Origin of the sequence: Mucilaginibacter polytrichastri, assembly GCF_001911425.1 — a bacterium.
Lineage (GTDB): Bacteria > Bacteroidota > Bacteroidia > Sphingobacteriales > Sphingobacteriaceae > Mucilaginibacter > Mucilaginibacter polytrichastri.
The window spans coordinates 537,893-554,806 of sequence record NZ_MPPL01000001.1 but is presented as its reverse complement, the minus strand read 5'-3'; the positions used below and the strand labels follow the sequence as shown (position 1 = coordinate 554,806).

Sequence of the window (16,914 nt, the reverse complement as noted above, 5' to 3'; positions counted from 1 at the left end):
ACAAACCCTGCCTGTTAGCAGGTTAGCCAGCCGTATCCTTAGTTTTGCAACCGGCCCTCGACGAGAAGAAGGCGGCATTTTAGGCGGCCTGGGTAATTTAATTGATGGCGACGGGTACTAGGATAGCATTAAGAAAAGAGGGCTGGGAATCAAGTTAGATAAATCTTACGAGCTTAGTTAAACCAGTTTAAGATACTTATTGATGCATTGTAAATGTTAGGTGTATTTAAAAAAGGACAAATTAAGTAGGAACTAAGACACGAAGCCCCCATCTTCACCGAAAATTCATCAGATTTGGATATGGCCTAATACTTGCATGTTGTAGTGGTAATAATTAATATAACTATGAAAAAGATATTTTTTTGCTTTAGCTTAATATTAAGTGTACTTGCATTTACTAATACAACACAGGCACAACATAAAAAACTAAGCGACCAGGGTCGTGGTGCTATTATAGGCGGTGCCGGTGGTGCTGTTGCAGGTGGGTTAATTGGCCACGGTGTTGGTGGTGCCCTTATTGGTGGTGCTATAGGTGCAGGTGGTGGTTATGTTATTGGTAACGAACACCGAAAAAATGTAGAAAAGAAAAAACGTGCACGCTGGAGAGCACACCATACTTTAGTGCGCCGCGCTAAGTACCGTTACCATAATTAATATTTCAGATATTTTTATAAACCCCCGGCCAACAACCGGGGGTTTATTTTTGACTTACTTCGCAATATTTCAATGGTAATCCCAAACCATAAATGATGCAATAATTATGCTTTTACTGCAACATTCCGCACTTAACAGCCGTTAAATTCACAAGTTGCTTTTTTTGACATTTGGCTGACTTTTTTGCAATAAGTTACCTAACTTACAAACTCCAACTAACGCACTGAATGAAGAGACTTGTATTATGGCTTTTCCTGATACTATTGCCGGGCCTGCTGTTTGCACAAAGCAGTAACTCATTTGGCATGGTTAAGAAAGAGGTTGATACAGTTGGCCAAAAAGATATTATCGGTTTATTTAAAGATGTTTTTAATATCCGCAATGCACCAAGCACAAACATGGATGTAAAACCTAAAAAAAATATATATTTCTCTATTCTACCCATCTCATCGGCAGTACCGGGCGGTGGCAGGGCGCTAATAACCTCAACCACAGCCGGCTTCTACATGGGCGACAGGCAAACCACCAATATTTCAACGGTTACCTTTACCCCTTATTTTAACTTTACAGGCCGGTTTGGCTTACCCCTGCGCTCCAATATCTGGTCTAATAATAACAACTGGTTTATACAGGGCGATACCCGCTTTTTGGTTTACCCGCAACATACCTGGGGGCTGGGCGGCAATACTAACCAGAATCACAAAATAAATGTAGACTACAAATACATCAGGTTTTACCAAAGTGCCCTTAAACGCATTACCCCTTACTTTTTTGCAGGTGTGGGTTATAACCTTGATTATCATGTTGAGATTAATGCCCAGCATGAAAACTTTCAAAACATACAGCAATTTACCGGCTATCAGTATGGTACCAGTAACGCCAACTCGCTATCATCGGGCGTAACGCTAAATTTGCTTTACGATACGCGTAATAATTCACTTAACCCCTTGCCAGGGTGTTACTCTAACCTGGTTTACCGGTACAATACCCCAGTGCTTGGCAGCAATGCCAGCTGGCAGTCTTTATATGTAGATGTACGCAAGTACATTCATTTTACCAAAACCCGCCAGCAAAACATGCTGGCTTTATGGACTTATTACTGGACAACCTTAGACAAGGGTGTCCCCTATCTTGACCTGCCCAGCATTGGCTGGGATTTTTATAACCGTAGCGGCCGGGGGATTCAGCAAAACAGATACCGTGGTCAAAGCCTCGCCTACATGGAGGCCGAATATCGCCGCGATATTTTGCCAAGCGGCTTGCTGGGTTTTGTGGTGTTTGCCAACAGCACATCGGTATCCGAGCGAAATACCCATCAGTTTAAATACATTAACCCTGCAGTAGGCGGTGGCATGCGTATTAAATTCAACAAGGGCTCTAACACCAATATTGCATTAGATTATGGTATTAGCAAAGGTTATTCTGGCTTTGTTTTGGCGTTGGGAGAAGCCTTTTAGGCTTTGTCATTTAAAGCAAATTTCCGGGCCTGTTAACCTTAAATGATATTGCTTTGCAACTGACGCCCATCAAATTTAAATAAAACCTTCTAAAATTAACCAAAGATAAATCAAGGCACGTACTTTGTTATAATACCACCATTGAGTGGAATAAAGTGAGTAGTGAAGAGGCGCCATAATTTTAACAATTATGGCGCTATTTTTTGTTAGTATGCGCCGAAAATAAATTATAATATAGCCCCAAAGTCTTAAAAAAAACTACAATTAATTTACTAAAAGTTAAAATTACTTCCCAATAGCATATTGATCATCACATATTAAAATAGCATTAGAAACATCTTTTATGACAAAAATAAGCCTACAAGTTATCCATTAATATATATCTTTACTTTTAATTGATACATAGATACGATTTTATCAGCCTCTTACGTTTCACATTTAGCTACTCCGTTTTTAAAAATTCAATCGTATCCAGCCATTTCAATTAACCCTTAATTATGGCAAAAAAGATTTTGATAATCGACGACAATCAGGACATCCTTGATATTGTGCAAGAGACTTTAGCTTACGAGAATTTCGAGGTAATGGCTAAATCTGATACCAACGATTATATTGCCGTGGTTGCCCACTTTATGCCCGATCTTATTATTTTAGATTACCGCCTCGGCAACATCACAGGCGGTGAAATATGTAGGCAGATCAAAGCATTGCCGGCTTTTAGTAATATCCCCATTATTATTTTTTCTGCTTATGTTAACCACAGCCACGAACTCTTCGCTTATGGCTGCGACGCTATAATAGACAAGCCCTTTGACCTGATTGAACTCATTGACAAAGTGAACAACCTTGTTGCTACGGTTTAAAAAATGAATTTTAGAATTAAAGAATCAGTAGATTTTACTCTATTCCACCAGTTCTTTAATTCCATAAACTCCGGTTCTACATATTATTTCAACCCCAAAGCATCACTATAAGCCTTATTTGGGTGGGCATTAGCAAACTTACTATTCTCAATCATCTGGTATAAAGCCCTCTTAATAGCAGCACGATCTGCCGGTGCAACTTTGCGGATCTGTTCAAAGCTTTCGCGTTTCTTTTCTGTATATTCAATAACGGCATCATAGCCATCGGGTTTATTAAAGGTTATAAAGCTGCTTTCGCTGTCCATTTTTTTGTATGGCCAAAAGTGCCAGCCCACATTGTTTTTCTCCAGCATTTTACGGAAAGCCTCATCCCAATCGTTCTTATTTTCGCCGGTTTCGCCACAATAAATAGGTACGTTGTATTTATCCCTAAAGTTCAGGTAATCCTGTATCACATCCTGTGTACTGGCTGTCCAGTATTTATGAAAGGTATACACCACTTTATTATCAAACGGTTTACCAAACACTTTAAAATTACTATCCCACTGGGCGCCACCCAAAAACACCAGGTGGTTTTTATCCACTTTACGAATGCCTTGTACAATCTCCTTATACATGGGCTCCAGGTATGGGTTTAGTTCGGCGACATTAAAATAATGGGCAATAGGCTCATTCAATAGGTCGTATCCCAAAACAGCGGGCTCATCATGATAACGCGCGGCAATTTTAGTCCATATATCTACAGTAAGCTTACGCGATGCCGCACTGGTAAATAAAAACGGATAGCCATCGCCATCATCAATATTATCGCCTGTTTGGCCACCGGGTGCGCAGTGCATATCCAGTATCACGTACAGGTTCTCCTTTTTGCACCAGCCAATCAGCCTATCCAATATGCGGAAGCCCCGGTTGGCATCGGTAGTACCCAAATAGGTTTCATTGGTAAACATGCGGTAATTAAACGGCACACGGATAGAATTGCATCCTATGCTTTTTAAATAATGGATATCTGCTTCGGTAATATAGTTGTCCAGATAGGTTGTCCAAAAGGTTTTCGCTTCGTCGGGCCCTATAAGCTGGTTAAAAGCCTCATTAATTAGTTTTGGTGAACTAATGTCTTTAAATTTAAACATGTACCCTTCTGGTATCAGCCAGTTACCAAGGTTAGTGCCCTTAATTAAAAACGGTTTATTGTTAATATCAATAATTTGTTTCCCCTTAACGCTGATAAATTTTTTAGGCTGACAGATGGCGGGAAGGAAAACTACTCCCATTAAGAATATAACTAAGATAATTTTTTTCATAAAAGTAGATATTAGATAGAATTGAAGATAATAGTCAAACATAACAACCTTTACAGCCCTTCAGTTTAAAAAATAATTATGCTATACTGGTACAGTAATTGCACCATTGTGTATAACTTACGCATTACACTTATATGTATGCAAGAGTAGACGTAAATATACATAACACAACAAATCCGGTTATTAAAAACAACGATTTGTATAATTTAATTACCTGCAATGACAAGGATATTAGCAGTTGACGACGATAAAGATATCTTAGATATACTACAGTTTATTTTAGAAGATTCTGGTTATGAAGTGGACACTCTCTCTGATGGCCGCTTACTTTTCGACAAGATTAGTGAAAACGAACCCGATTTGATATTGATGGATATAATGCTGGGCACGTCAGACGGGCGCGACCTATGCCGTACCATTAAATCGCAGGATAAAACCCACAATATCCCCGTGATTATGATTTCTGCAAGCCACAACATTGCAGATGTTTTAAAGCAAGACTGCGCCCCTGATGATTTTTTAGCAAAGCCATTTGATATTAATGTATTGCTGCAAAAAATACAAAGGCAGTTAACTAATGAGGCTGCCTAGTTTTTAGTAACGCTCAGCTCCCTGTTAATATAATTATTCCATCGTGCCTGCATATGCTAATTTGCGCCATGCATGGTTCATTTTCACATTGACATCCATTTCTCAGCGCTACAGAGTCGGACTAACGTTTGGCAAGCAATTTAAAACTACTGAAATACAGTAGTATTATAAATTTCACCAACAATACCGGTCGCGTATTATTTTTTAAAAATACACGCACATATCTCTCAAACCTATCTGTAAACGTATCTGTTTTTACGATACTAATGTGTTATATATTTCCATATTTATCATTTTTTTTATGGAAACCTATACCATCATTTTTTTACCTTCGTTATAGAAAGTAATTTTACCACCTTTGTGGATATTACCGAGAAACGCTTTTATAGCTGCTTGCAGCGCTGTTATCATCCATTATGATTAAACCCAAATACATTGCTTTACTGGCCCCATTATGTTTTGCCTTTACTACAACGCGTGCCCAGCAAAATCCATCGTTCCAGGTTTACCGCACATACCATACCGCTACAGAACTACTCGATAAAGGCGAATATGTAGCCGCTGCCGAGCAGTTTCGCCAGGTAGAAAAATATGGTTATAAAACTACCAATCAATCTAAATTCGAGTCAGAACTTTCATTAGTTCAGGAAAATGCGCAATACTACGAAGCCCTTTGCTCGCTTGAACTGGGTAATGACGATGCCGAAAGCATGTTTCTGCGTTTCATTAAAGAGCACCCCGAAAATCCGCTGACCAAGATGGCCTATTTCCAAATGGGCCGCTCCTACTTTAAAAGAGCCAGCTATGCCGATGCATTGCGCTGGTTTGATAAAGTAAAAGCAGGTGACCTTAATGGCCGCGAAAATACCGAATACAAGTTTCGCAAAGGCTACGCCTACTTTGCAACCGGCGATAATAAAAATGCACAGCAATTATTTGGAGATGTGCGCAACACTAAATCGCCTTATACCGAGGATGCTACTTATTACTACGCCTACATTGCTTACTTAAATAAAGACTATCATGTTGCGCTGGTTAATTTCGAAAAGTTAAAAAACTCTAAAAAATATGAGAACAGCTATCCTTATTATATTACCGCGGTTTACTTTTTAGATAAACGGTATGATGATGTTTTAAGCTACGCCATCCCCATCATTAACACAACCCACCAGCAACACGAAACTGAGATGCTGCGCATTATTGCTGCATCGTACTTTGCCAAAGCCGATTACCCGAACACGGTTAAATATTACACCCGCTTTAAAGACCAGGACCAGGGAAAAACCCAAAACACGCAGGATAGCTACCAAATGGGTTATGCCTATTACGAGGTTAAGGATTACCCTAAAGCAGCCGTTGAGCTGGAGAAGCTGGTTGATGGCGGCGATGTATACAGCCAGAATGGTAACTATATCCTGGGCGATGTTTTCTTAAAGCTTAATAACAAACAAAGCGCCCGTAACGCCTACTTGGTAGCCTCCAAACTGAGTTTTGATAAACAACTGCAGGAGGATGCCCTTTTTCAATACGCCAAACTATCATACGAGCTCGATTTTAATACCCAGGCTTTAGAGGCTACCCGCCAGTATCTTAAAAATTATCCACGTAGCAGCCGTACTGATGAGGTTAAAATTTTACTGGGCGAAGAACTGCTTAACTCGCGCAATTATCGCGAAGCGGTTGAAATACTGGAGCCTATTGTAAATACTTCGCAACCGGCAAAAGTGGCTTACCAGAAGGTTACTTATTACCGCGGACTGGAGTTTATTAACGAACGTGCTTTTGAAAACGCCATCGGTATTTTTATCCGCTCGTTAAAATATCCAATGGATGATAAGGTTACTGCGCTAACCACTTATTGGGAAGCAGAAGCCATGTACGAGGTACGTAAATACCCGGAATCTGTAACCAAGTTCGAGGCGTTTTTAGATATGCCTGCGGCTAAAGAAACCGATGTATACAACTTCGCCAATTACGCCCTGGCTTATTCTGCCTTCAACGCCGAAGCTTATAGTAAAGCCGCCAACTATTTCGAGAAATTTTTAAACGGGCCGGGGAAAGATCAGAATACAGAGAACGATGCCATTGCCCGTTTAGGCGATAGCTACTTTGTATTGAAAAGCTACAGCCGCGCCCTTGAATATTATAACCGAATCATCTCGCAGCAAAGCCCCGGTCAGGATTATGCCTTATTTCAACGTGGTATGATCCAGGGTTTAACCGGTGCACCGGATGCCAAGATCGCTACCTTAAATGATGTATTAACACGCTTCCCGAATTCTGATTTTGCGGATGATGCCGATTTCGAGATCGCTTACACCAACTTCCTGAAAAATAATGGTGAGCTGGCCAAAACGCAAATGCTGGCCATGATCCAAAAATACCCGCAAAGCAGCTATGTACCACGTGCGCTGGTTTCTATCGGTTTAATTGATTACAATGCCAACCGCGATGATGATGCTGTTACTTCATTTAAACAGGTAGTACAACAATACCCGCAAACAGATGAGGGTAAACAGGCCTTAAAACAAATCGAAAAGATCTATACCGATAAGGGCGATGCGCAAACGTTTATCAGCTACGCCACTACTACGCCTATCGGTAACTATACCACCTCACAGCAAGAAGATATTATGTCTACCGCGGCCAACAACCTTTATTTAAGGGGCGACTGGCAAGGTACCGTATCGGCAGTTAATGCATATTACGATAAGTTCCCTAAGCCCATTTATGAAAAACAGATGCGCTTTATCCGCGCGCAGGCTTTGGTTAACTTAAACCGTGGTGATGAGGCTGTTGTTGATTACAACGTGATCCTGAACGACTGGACCAGCCCTTACACAGAGAAGTCGCTCATCAGCATGTCTAACTATTATTTGAAACAGAAAAAGTACAACGAAGCGGTGGTGTTCCTGAAACGCCTGGAAACCAACTCTGAGTACAAGGCAGATTATACCTATGCCATCAATAACCTGATACTTTGCTACTCGCAAATGGAAATGGCTGATGATGTGCTGAAATACACTAAGCTGATCCGCGAAAATGAAAAATCGTCTGACGAGGATAAATTTAAAACCGGCTTGTACGCAGGTAAAGCCTATCTGGATAATGCAGATACCACAGCAGCTTTAAAAGAGCTGAACTATACCGTAGCCAATACCAAAACCGTTAGCGCTGCCGAAGCCAAGTATAATATTGCTTTAATTGAATACAATAAAGGCCGGTACAAGGAGTCGCAGAAAACTTGTTTCGACCTGGTGAACAAGATGCCTAATTATGATTACTGGCTGGCTAAGAGTTTTATACTACTGGCAGATAATTATGTGAAGCTAAAAGATAACTTCCAGGCTAAAGCCACCCTGCAAAGTGTGCTGGATAATTATAAGATAGATGATGATATTATCCCGGCGGCTACAGAAAGGCTGCAAAGACTGTCGCCTGCCATACCGGAGGCCAATACAGCTACAGACAGCACAGCTACCAAACCTGCGGCTACAAACAAGAAAAAAAACAATAACTAACGGAAAGAGAACAACTAATGAAATCAAGATATATATTCAGCTTGCTTGTTTTAGGATCAGTTGCTTGCTTTTCCACTACTAACGCACAAACAACACCATCAAAACCAAAGGCTAAAACAGCAGCTAAACCAGCTGCCAAAAAACCGGTGGTTACCCCTGCTGCCAAACCCAAAGCTACCAATGCTAAAAAACTGGGCGATGTGGCGGCAAAATCTGCTGCGCAGGATACTTCTAAAAAAGGCGGCAATAACCCAGCTACAGATCCGAACAAGAACAATAGCCTGTCCGAAGAGATCATCGTAACCACAGCCTACAAACCGGTGCTGGCCGATGCGGTAAAAATTCGCCGTAACCCTAGCCTGGAAGATAAAACCCCTTACAAAGCGCCGTTAACATATAACAGTATAGATAAACGCCTGGAGCAAAACACAGCCATTAAACAATTGGAGGCTGCCAAACTAGCTGCAGAGCGCGACTCGATTCAATATAATAACTACGTAAAACTGGGTGTAGGCAACCTAAAAACTACCTTTGGCGAAGCTTACATAAATAATGGTAAAGACGAAGCCCTGCAATTTGGCGCGTGGGCAAAACACTTTGGCCAGCAGGGTTCTGATGCCTACAAGCAAAACCAAAGCCGCGAAGAACTTGGCGTATTTGGTAAATCAATAGGCGATGTAAATACCCTGAGCGGGCGCATTACTTATAACTATGGCAGCAATTATTTTTATGGTTATGCCCCACAAACGCCACCCGTAACTGCCGACCCGGCCCATCAGCACTTCAGCACCATTGGCGCTGAAGGCGAACTGGTTAAAAACTTTAAAGACACCGACCGCGTGCTCGATTATGCACTTAAAGCCAAAGGCTATATTTTTAGCAACGCCTTTAAAGCCCGCGAAAACAACATTGTGCTAACCGGTTTTCTTAACCAAACCATTAAACAATTTTATGCCGGCCTGGGTGGTACACTGGATATGAGCTCGCAAAAAGATAATGCCTACAGCATTAACAACAGTTTGCTGCGCTTAAATCCTTACCTAAAGTTTCAGGGCGATAATTATAAGATTGATGCAGGTGTAAATATCATTACAGAATTTGGCTACTCATCTCGCGTATCTGTACTGCCGGCTGCCAAGGCCGAGTTACAGGTAATCCCAGATTACCTGCGTTTGTATGTAGAAGCCAAAGGCGATGTAAACAAAGCATCATTAAAAAGTTTTTCTGACGAGAACCCATTCATCGGTCAAAATATCAATATCAAAAACAGTGTCGATCAGCTTGATCTTACCGCAGGTGTAAAAGGCACCCTGGCACCGGGCTTAGGCTTTAAAGCCGAAGTGTTCCGTTACCAGATTAAGGATATGGCTTTATTTGTAAGTAATTTTTTGCCGGTAACAGGCAACAACCAGTTCCAGGTAATTTATGATAACGGTAAATCTAAAGTAAGCGGTTTCAGAGGCGAACTGGATTACAAAGCATCCGACGACTTTGACATTTTTGGTAAAGCCGAGTTTAAGGACTATAAAATGAACAGCCAGCTCGAAGCCTGGAATATGCCTAAGTTTAACATCTCGGCAGGTACGGTTGTACATGTAACCGATAAGCTAAATATTACCGGTACGTTGGTAGTACGCGGCCAAACTAAAGACCTGCCTTATACCAGCAGCAGTGTGCTTTCATTAGCCGATCAGGAAAAAACAACCCCGTATACCATCAGCTCTTTTGCCGATGTAAGTGCAGGCGCTAATTATAAGATTAACCGCAAAATATCTGTATTTGTACAGGCAAATAACCTGTTAAACAGTAATAATAAAACTTGGTTGTACTATCGTAATTACGGATTTAATATATTTGGAGGCGTTGGTTTCGGTTTCTGATATGCAGGCAACCGTTTTACCCACCGATATGGGGATGGATTTAGCTAATTACGTAAGCCAGTTACTACAGCAACACGGCCACTTAAATGTGCCGGGGTTGGGTTACTTTGCACATTTACGTAAAAGTAGTTACTACGATAAGGGAACAGGAACAATTTATCCACCTTATTACGAAGTAAGTTTTGAAGCTCCGCGTGACGTTGATAACGATAGCCTGTTGCTTGGTTATATTGCCGAAAAAAGAAATATTGCTACTGATACCGCACAATACCTGATAGAAAGATTTGCCGGTACCGTAAAAGAACAAGCAGCTGAAGGTGAAGTTGATTTTGGAGATCTGGGTTCATTTTATATCGATGCAAATTCACAATTAGCTTTCAGGGCTAATAAGGCAGGTGTAACTTTTAGTTCGCCATTGTATGGCTTGCCTCCGGTAAAAATTAAAAAGCTGGAAGATCTAAATCAGCCGGTTGAGCAGCAGCCCGAAGAACCAGCTATAATACCTGTTGAGGCCGTAACGCCAGAGCCGGTAGCACCCGCGCTCCCCGCTCCTCCACAAGAAACCTACATCACACCAGCGGTGATAGAAGAACAACCACTGCCCGCAGTAGCAGAAGAGGACATTGAAGAACAACCTAAAAGCAAGGCAGTCTACTGGATTGTATTTGCGGTAATAGTTATTGCTTTAGTGGCAGGCTTCCTGGTGTATCAATACAAGGTGTTAAATAAAAACAACACAACTGTAGTTGTCAAGCCACAACAAAAAATCACACCTGTTAAAGCCGATACAGATACTGTAAAAAAAGACACATTGGCTATTGCCCCGGCAACTGTTAAAGCAGACTCTGCAATCAGGTCTACAGGGCGGCCATCTGCCAATAATGCACCAATAGGTGAAATCCCTAAAAACACCTGGCTTATTTTGGGCGGCAGCTTTAATAACTATGTAAACGCAACACGCGCCGTTACCAATTACAGAACTTTAGGCCATCCGGAAGCCCGCCTTCTGGATTCGGTCCAAAGGAAATCTTTTTTTGTCTATAAAATCGTGTTTGGATATCGTTACACTAAAAAGCAGGCAGATTCTGTCCGTTTAGAGATCCTGAAACCAAGAACGATAAAATCAAAATTTATATTCGTAGAACCCTATAAGTAAATACAATGATGCTTTTAATGCTGTTAACCGATACTGCTACACATATTGTTGACTCTGTTAGTCATGCTACTGCCGCACCAACAACCATCCCGCAGGAAGACCTGCGCTTTGGTGACCTGCTGGTAAAAGGTGGCTGGGTAATGGTGCCGATAGGTATTTTAGCCGTGTTGGGTCTGATTATATTTTTCGAACGCTTTTTCACCATCCGCAAAGCATCCCGCGACGAATCGAGCCTGATGGCGCAGGTGCGTGATAACATCCACAACGGCAGGCTCGAATCGGCCATTGCCATTTGCAAAAACAGCAATACCCCGTTGGGCCGCATGCTGCAAAAAGGATTGCTGCGTATCGGTCGCCCTATAAAAGACATTGAAGGTGCTATCGAAAACATCGGCAAAATTGAAGTATCCAAACTGGAGAAAAACATCGGCATCATCGGCATCGTAGCCGGGATAGCGCCCATGTTTGGTTTCTTAGGTACCATTGCGGGTGTAATCAAAATCTTTTATGATATCTCCAAAACAGACAACATTAGCATGGGTGTAATCTCGGGCGGTTTATATGTAAAGATGGTAACATCTGCAGCCGGTTTATTTGTGGGTATTGTGGCTTATGTTTGTTATCACATTTTGAATATGATGGTTGATAAGGTGATCCTGAAACTGGAAACCGATGCTATTGAATTTATTGACCTGTTAGAAGAACCAAGCAAATGAATCTGAGAAAAAGAAGTAACCGGGCATCTGCCGAGGTACATACTTCGGCCATGAACGATATCATGTTCTTCCTGCTGCTGTTTTTCTTAATTGCATCAACAGTAACCAACCCGAACGTGATTAAGCTCATGCTGCCAAAGTCGTCATCGGGACAGTCGGTTTCCAAAAAAACCATTACGGTTTCGGTAACTAAAGACCTGAAGTACTACGTGGATAAAAAAGAAGTTCAGGAAGCAGACCTTTCTGCTACCTTGGCTACCTATAAAACACTGGCTACCGAGCTAACTATTGTTTTGTATGTAGACCGTACCGTGGCTATACAAAACGTGGTAGGCGTAATGGATACTGCACAAAAATTAAATATAAAACTGGTTTTGGCTACCGAGCCTAAATAGTTGCCCTATGGACTACCGCCACGAAGAAAATAACTACCCCAAAGCATTTCTGGCAACAGGCATTATCCTGTCACTCATTATCGCTATGTGTTATTTTATGGTGTTTAAAATGCCCGTAAAGCAGGAAGATGGTACCGGTGGGATACTCGTAAACTACGGTACCGTTGACGAAGGTATGGGCAGCGATTACATGAGCACCGAAGAACCTTCTGTAGCTGAGCATGCCAACCACACCAAGCCCGACAAAGTAACCAAAGCCCCGCCGACAGATCAGCCCACCCCGGTTGATAACAGCAGTAAGCAGGTAGTTACTCAAAATACTGAAGACGCACCCGAGGTAAGCAACGATAAAAAACCGAGCGAAACCGTAAAAGCCCAGCAACAGGTTACAAAGGCCACGCCCAAACCTGTAGTGAATCAAAACGCACTATACAAAGGCAAAACCAATGAAGGCACCGGCGAAGGTGACGGAACCGGCAATACACCGGGCAACCAGGGCAAAACAACCGGTACAACGCTAACCAACAACTATAACGGCACAGGCTCTGGTAATGGCGGTAACCTTACCGGCATGCCGCAACGTAACTTCACCAGTTCACCAGCCAAGCCCGATGGCAAACGCCAGATTGGTAAAGTTGTGGTTGATCTTCGGGTTGATAAAAATGGCAACGTGGTTTATGCCCGTGCCGGTGCCCGTGGTACTACCATCACAGATTCTGACCTGCTGCAAAAATGTGAGGATGCTGTAAAAAATTCTAAGCTAAATGCACTCGATAATGCACCTGAACTGCAAACAGGAACTGTAGTTTTTGTCTTCAAAGTAAACTAATATTAATCCCACGTTTGTCATTCTGAACGTAGTGAAGAATCTTCTGCTATATAAAAGTTCGCTTTACAAATTATAGAAGATTCTTCACTACGTTCAGCATGACAAAATATTTATTTATAAAAAAACTCTGTCATGCTGAGCCCCGTCATACAGAGCAAATCTGCTAGTTGGGATTGCTTCGTACCCCGCAATGACGTTCCTTTGTAATAGTTAATCTACCCATCGATCTCTACCAAAAATGAACTACCCAGAAACACTCAACTATTTATATTCCCAACTCCCTATGTTCACCAGGGTTGGTTCATCGGCCTATAAGGCTGATCTGACTAACACTTTGGCTTTGTGTGCATTGGTAGATAATCCACAGGATAAATTTAAAAGCATCCATGTGGGTGGCACTAATGGCAAGGGTTCAACATCACACATGCTGGCAGCGGTATTGCAAACCGCAGGTTATAAAACAGGCTTATATACCTCGCCCCACCTGCGCGATTTCCGCGAGCGGATCCGCATTAATGGCGAGATGATGCCACAGCAGGCTATTGTTGATTTTGTTGCCGACCATCAGGCTAATTTTGAAACCATCGAACCTTCTTTTTTCGAAATGACCGTTGCCCTGGCTTTCGATCATTTTGCGAAAAATAACGTAGACATCGCCATCATCGAAGTAGGTTTAGGCGGCAGACTGGATTCGACCAATATCATTACCCCATTAGTATCGATAATTACCAACATCGGCTGGGACCACATGAACCTTTTGGGTAATACCCTCCCGCTTATTGCGGGCGAAAAAGCTGGTATTATCAAACCTAATATCCCGGTTATTGTCGGCGAATATCAGCGGGTAGTTGCCCCGATTTTCGAGCAAAAAGCAGAGCAGGAACACAGTCCGCTTACGTTTGCATCAGAGCGATGGGATATCGAAGTAGTAACTAAATCAGATAACTTCCTAAAGGTAAACGCTACCCCTAAACCGACAACAGATAACCGACAACAGACAACAGAATACCAACTAGATTTAACCGGCTCTTATCAGCTTAAAAATGTAAAAACAGTTTTAACTACGGTAGAAGAGTTACGCAAACAAGGCTTCAATATTACGGATGGGCATGTACAAACTGCATTGAAGAACGTACAGGGCATTACGGGCTTACAGGGTCGCTGGCAAACGCTAAGCACCAACCCGCTTACCATTTGCGATACCGGCCACAACCCCGAAGGTATACAGGAGGTGTTGAAAAACATTGCTTCGGTAAAATACAATCAACTGCATTTTGTAATTGGTGTAGTTAATGATAAAGACATTAGCAAAATATTAACGATGCTGCCACAGGATGCCAGCTACTATTTTTGCCGGCCTGATATTCCGCGCGGACTGGATGCCCTCAACTTACAATTACAAGCTCATGAAGCCGGCTTAAAGGGCGAAGTATATGCTTCTGTAAAAGAGGCTTTGGCTGCTGCACAAGCTGCCGCCATAAATAACGACCTGGTTTTTGTAGGCGGAAGCACCTTTGTTGTAGCCGAGGTAGTTTAGTGATAAACGTGTGCCGGTGAAATTTCTGGCACAATCTGTTGCCTTCGAAAACTTTAATAGAATATTTTAAACATTATAGAACCCTTTCTATTATATAAAATACTTTTTATTATCATATTTGAACTAAAGGGTTAACCAATTGGAAAACATAAAATAATCACATAAATGCAGGCATTAGATCCAACCATTCTTCAGAAAGTAAATTCATGGCTTCAAGGAAACTATGATGCTGATGTTAAACAACAAATTCAAAAACTACTTGATGAAAATGCAGTTACAGAATTAACAGATTCTTTTTACAGGAATCTTGAATTTGGCACAGGCGGCTTACGCGGCACTATGGGCCCGGGTTCTAACCGTATTAATAAATATACCATTGGGGCGGCCACCCAGGGTTTAGCCAATTACCTGAAGAAAAAATACCCTAACGAAAAAGTTAAAGTTGCCATTGCACACGATAGCCGTAACAATGCCGATCTGTTTTCTAATATTACTGCCGAAGTTTTTTCGGCCAATGGCATACATGTATACTTTTTTAAAGCTTTACGCCCCACGCCCGAACTATCCTTTGCGGTACGCCATTTAGGTTGCAAAAGCGGTGTAATGCTCACTGCATCACATAACCCTAAAGAATATAACGGCTACAAAGCCTACGGTGCCGATGGCGGCCAGTTTGTATTCCCTGAAGACCAGGCCGTAATGGACGAAGTTGCTGCCATTAAAAGCATCGACGATATTCATTTTGAGCGTGTTGATGAAAATATTGAACTGATTGGCGAAGAGATAGATCAGCTTTACCTGGATAAGATCACCGAGCTTTCGGTATCAAAAGACGCCATCAAGCGTCAGAAAGATCTGAAGATCGTTTACTCTCCTATCCACGGTACGGGTATCACATTGGTGCCAAAAGCCCTGGAGATGTTTGGTTTCGAGAATGTGATCCTGGTTGATGAGCAAACCACCCCGGATGGCAACTTCCCAACTGTAATATACCCAAACCCGGAAGAAAAAGAAGCTTTAACCCTGGCCCTTAAAAAGGCCAAAGAGGTTGATGCCGATCTGGTACTGGCAACAGACCCAGATGCCGACCGTGTTGGTATCGCCATTAAAAATAACGATAACGAGTTTATCCTGCTAAACGGTAACCAAACCGGCAGTATGCTGATCAACTACCTGCTTTCTGCATGGGAAGATGCCGGCAAACTAACAGGCAAGGAATACATTGTTAAAACCATTGTAACCTCTAACTTAATAGAAGCTATTGCCAAAGCCAAAGGCGTTAAATTTTTTAACACCCTAACTGGCTTCAAATACATTGGCGAGCTGATGACACAACTGGAAGGTAAAGAAACCTTTATAGGTGGCGGCGAAGAAAGCTACGGCTACCTGGTTGGCGAGCTGGTACGTGATAAAGATGCCGTGGTATCGAGCGCATTTATTGCCGAGATGACGGCCTACTACAAAGACAAAGGAAGCAGCTTGTTCCAGGCTTTAATTGATACCTATATCCAATATGGTTTCTACAAAGAAAAGCTGATCTCGATCACCAAAAAAGGCAAAAGCGGTGCAGAGGATATCAAAGCCATGATGGAGAAATTCAGGACCAACCCTCCTGCCACCCTGGGCGGCTCGAAAGTAGTTACCCTTAAGGATTATGAAATGGGCGTAGAAACAGATTTAAATACTACCAATGTAACCAAACTGGAGTTCCCTAAATCTGATGTACTACAGTTTATTACCGAGGATGGCAGCATTATTTCGGCCCGCCCATCTGGTACCGAACCTAAAATTAAATTCTACTGCAGCGTAAACGGTAAACTGGCCAGCAAAGAAGCTTACGAAGAAACCGATAAGCAATTGGATGCCAAGATCGACACTATTATAAAAGATCTGGGCGTTTAAAATAGCTCTACAAAAAAATAAACCCCGTTGTATACAGTATATAACGGGGTTTATTTTTGAAATATAGCCAAAGCACTTTGTAAATTCAATCCAATTCCTATCTTTGCAG

At 42.0% G+C, this 16,914-nt stretch carries 13 protein-coding genes; 12 read left to right on the top strand and 1 reads right to left on the bottom strand.

The features are described from left to right. Positions 1-345: 345 nt before the first annotated feature. From RG47T_RS02480 to RG47T_RS02470, 3 genes are all read left to right on the top strand, one after another. Entirely contained in the window at positions 346-654 is a 309-nt protein-coding gene (locus tag RG47T_RS02480; RefSeq protein ID WP_074487882.1) for a YMGG-like glycine zipper-containing protein, read from the top strand. Positions 655-881: 227 nt separating this feature from the next. After that, positions 882-2,111, top strand: a complete 1,230-nt coding sequence (locus RG47T_RS02475) for a BamA/TamA family outer membrane protein (protein WP_074487880.1) — start codon at positions 882-884, stop codon at positions 2,109-2,111. 497 nt (positions 2,112-2,608) lie between these two features. Then, complete coding sequence (locus RG47T_RS02470) at positions 2,609-2,974, top strand: response regulator (protein ID WP_074487879.1); 366 nt, start codon at positions 2,609-2,611, stop codon at positions 2,972-2,974. 83 nt (positions 2,975-3,057) lie between these two features. On the opposite strand, the gene RG47T_RS02465 is transcribed toward RG47T_RS02470, so the two are convergent. Next, on the bottom strand, positions 3,058-4,278 hold the full coding sequence (locus RG47T_RS02465; protein WP_083627277.1) for a glycoside hydrolase family 5 protein: 1,221 nt from the start codon (positions 4,276-4,278) through the stop codon (positions 3,058-3,060). Between the two features lie 219 nt (positions 4,279-4,497). Between RG47T_RS02465 and RG47T_RS02460 the strand changes: the two genes are divergently transcribed. The 9 genes from RG47T_RS02460 to RG47T_RS02420 all read left to right on the top strand — a co-directional run bounded on the left by RG47T_RS02460 (position 4,498) and on the right by RG47T_RS02420 (position 16,805). Then, complete coding sequence (locus RG47T_RS02460; RefSeq protein ID WP_074487875.1) at positions 4,498-4,869, top strand: response regulator; 372 nt, start codon at positions 4,498-4,500, stop codon at positions 4,867-4,869. A 416-nt stretch (positions 4,870-5,285) separates the two neighbouring features. Then, positions 5,286-8,390 (top strand): tetratricopeptide repeat protein, encoded by a 3,105-nt coding sequence (locus tag RG47T_RS02455; RefSeq protein WP_074487872.1) that lies wholly within the window; start codon positions 5,286-5,288, stop codon positions 8,388-8,390. Between the two features lie 17 nt (positions 8,391-8,407). After that, positions 8,408-10,270, top strand: a complete 1,863-nt coding sequence (locus RG47T_RS02450; protein WP_083627276.1) for a TonB-dependent receptor — start codon at positions 8,408-8,410, stop codon at positions 10,268-10,270. 28 nt (positions 10,271-10,298) lie between these two features. Further along, a complete protein-coding gene (locus RG47T_RS02445; protein ID WP_171972462.1) occupies positions 10,299-11,426 on the top strand; it encodes an HU domain-containing protein in 1,128 nt (375 codons plus the stop codon). 8 nt (positions 11,427-11,434) lie between these two features. Next, positions 11,435-12,142 carry a MotA/TolQ/ExbB proton channel family protein gene (locus RG47T_RS02440; RefSeq protein ID WP_074493060.1) on the top strand — a complete coding sequence of 236 codons (708 nt, stop codon included), beginning with the start codon at positions 11,435-11,437 and terminating at the stop codon, positions 12,140-12,142. Then, positions 12,139-12,537 carry an ExbD/TolR family protein gene (locus RG47T_RS02435; protein ID WP_074487869.1) on the top strand — a complete coding sequence of 133 codons (399 nt, stop codon included), beginning with the start codon at positions 12,139-12,141 and terminating at the stop codon, positions 12,535-12,537. The genes RG47T_RS02440 and RG47T_RS02435 overlap by 4 nt, the downstream gene beginning before the upstream one ends. A 7-nt stretch (positions 12,538-12,544) precedes the next feature. Continuing rightward, positions 12,545-13,366, top strand: coding sequence for a hypothetical protein (locus RG47T_RS02430; protein WP_074487864.1), 822 nt, complete (start codon positions 12,545-12,547; stop codon positions 13,364-13,366). 238 nt (positions 13,367-13,604) lie between these two features. Beyond that, entirely contained in the window at positions 13,605-14,903 is a 1,299-nt protein-coding gene (locus RG47T_RS02425; protein ID WP_074487862.1) for a bifunctional folylpolyglutamate synthase/dihydrofolate synthase, read from the top strand. Positions 14,904-15,068: 165 nt separating this feature from the next. Next, positions 15,069-16,805: a phospho-sugar mutase gene (locus tag RG47T_RS02420; protein ID WP_074487861.1), complete on the top strand. Its 1,737-nt coding sequence runs from the start codon at positions 15,069-15,071 to the stop codon at positions 16,803-16,805. Positions 16,806-16,914 lie beyond the last annotated feature (109 nt).

Excerpts from the sequence above, each read along its gene's own strand:
- RG47T_RS02480 (WP_074487882.1), top strand. The coding sequence starts at position 346 with ATGAAAAAGATATTTTTTTGCTTTAGCTTAATATTAAGTGTACTTGCA.
- RG47T_RS02475 (WP_074487880.1), top strand. The coding sequence starts at position 882 with ATGAAGAGACTTGTATTATGGCTTTTCCTGATACTATTGCCGGGCCTG.
- RG47T_RS02470 (WP_074487879.1), top strand. The coding sequence starts at position 2,609 with ATGGCAAAAAAGATTTTGATAATCGACGACAATCAGGACATCCTTGAT.
- RG47T_RS02465 (WP_083627277.1), bottom strand. The coding sequence starts at position 4,278 with ATGAAAAAAATTATCTTAGTTATATTCTTAATGGGAGTAGTTTTCCTT.
- RG47T_RS02460 (WP_074487875.1), top strand. The coding sequence starts at position 4,498 with ATGACAAGGATATTAGCAGTTGACGACGATAAAGATATCTTAGATATA.
- RG47T_RS02455 (WP_074487872.1), top strand. The coding sequence starts at position 5,286 with ATGATTAAACCCAAATACATTGCTTTACTGGCCCCATTATGTTTTGCC.
- RG47T_RS02450 (WP_083627276.1), top strand. The coding sequence starts at position 8,408 with ATGAAATCAAGATATATATTCAGCTTGCTTGTTTTAGGATCAGTTGCT.
- RG47T_RS02445 (WP_171972462.1), top strand. The coding sequence starts at position 10,299 with ATGGGGATGGATTTAGCTAATTACGTAAGCCAGTTACTACAGCAACAC.
- RG47T_RS02440 (WP_074493060.1), top strand. The coding sequence starts at position 11,435 with ATGCTTTTAATGCTGTTAACCGATACTGCTACACATATTGTTGACTCT.
- RG47T_RS02435 (WP_074487869.1), top strand. The coding sequence starts at position 12,139 with ATGAATCTGAGAAAAAGAAGTAACCGGGCATCTGCCGAGGTACATACT.
- RG47T_RS02430 (WP_074487864.1), top strand. The coding sequence starts at position 12,545 with ATGGACTACCGCCACGAAGAAAATAACTACCCCAAAGCATTTCTGGCA.
- RG47T_RS02425 (WP_074487862.1), top strand. The coding sequence starts at position 13,605 with ATGAACTACCCAGAAACACTCAACTATTTATATTCCCAACTCCCTATG.
- RG47T_RS02420 (WP_074487861.1), top strand. The coding sequence starts at position 15,069 with ATGCAGGCATTAGATCCAACCATTCTTCAGAAAGTAAATTCATGGCTT.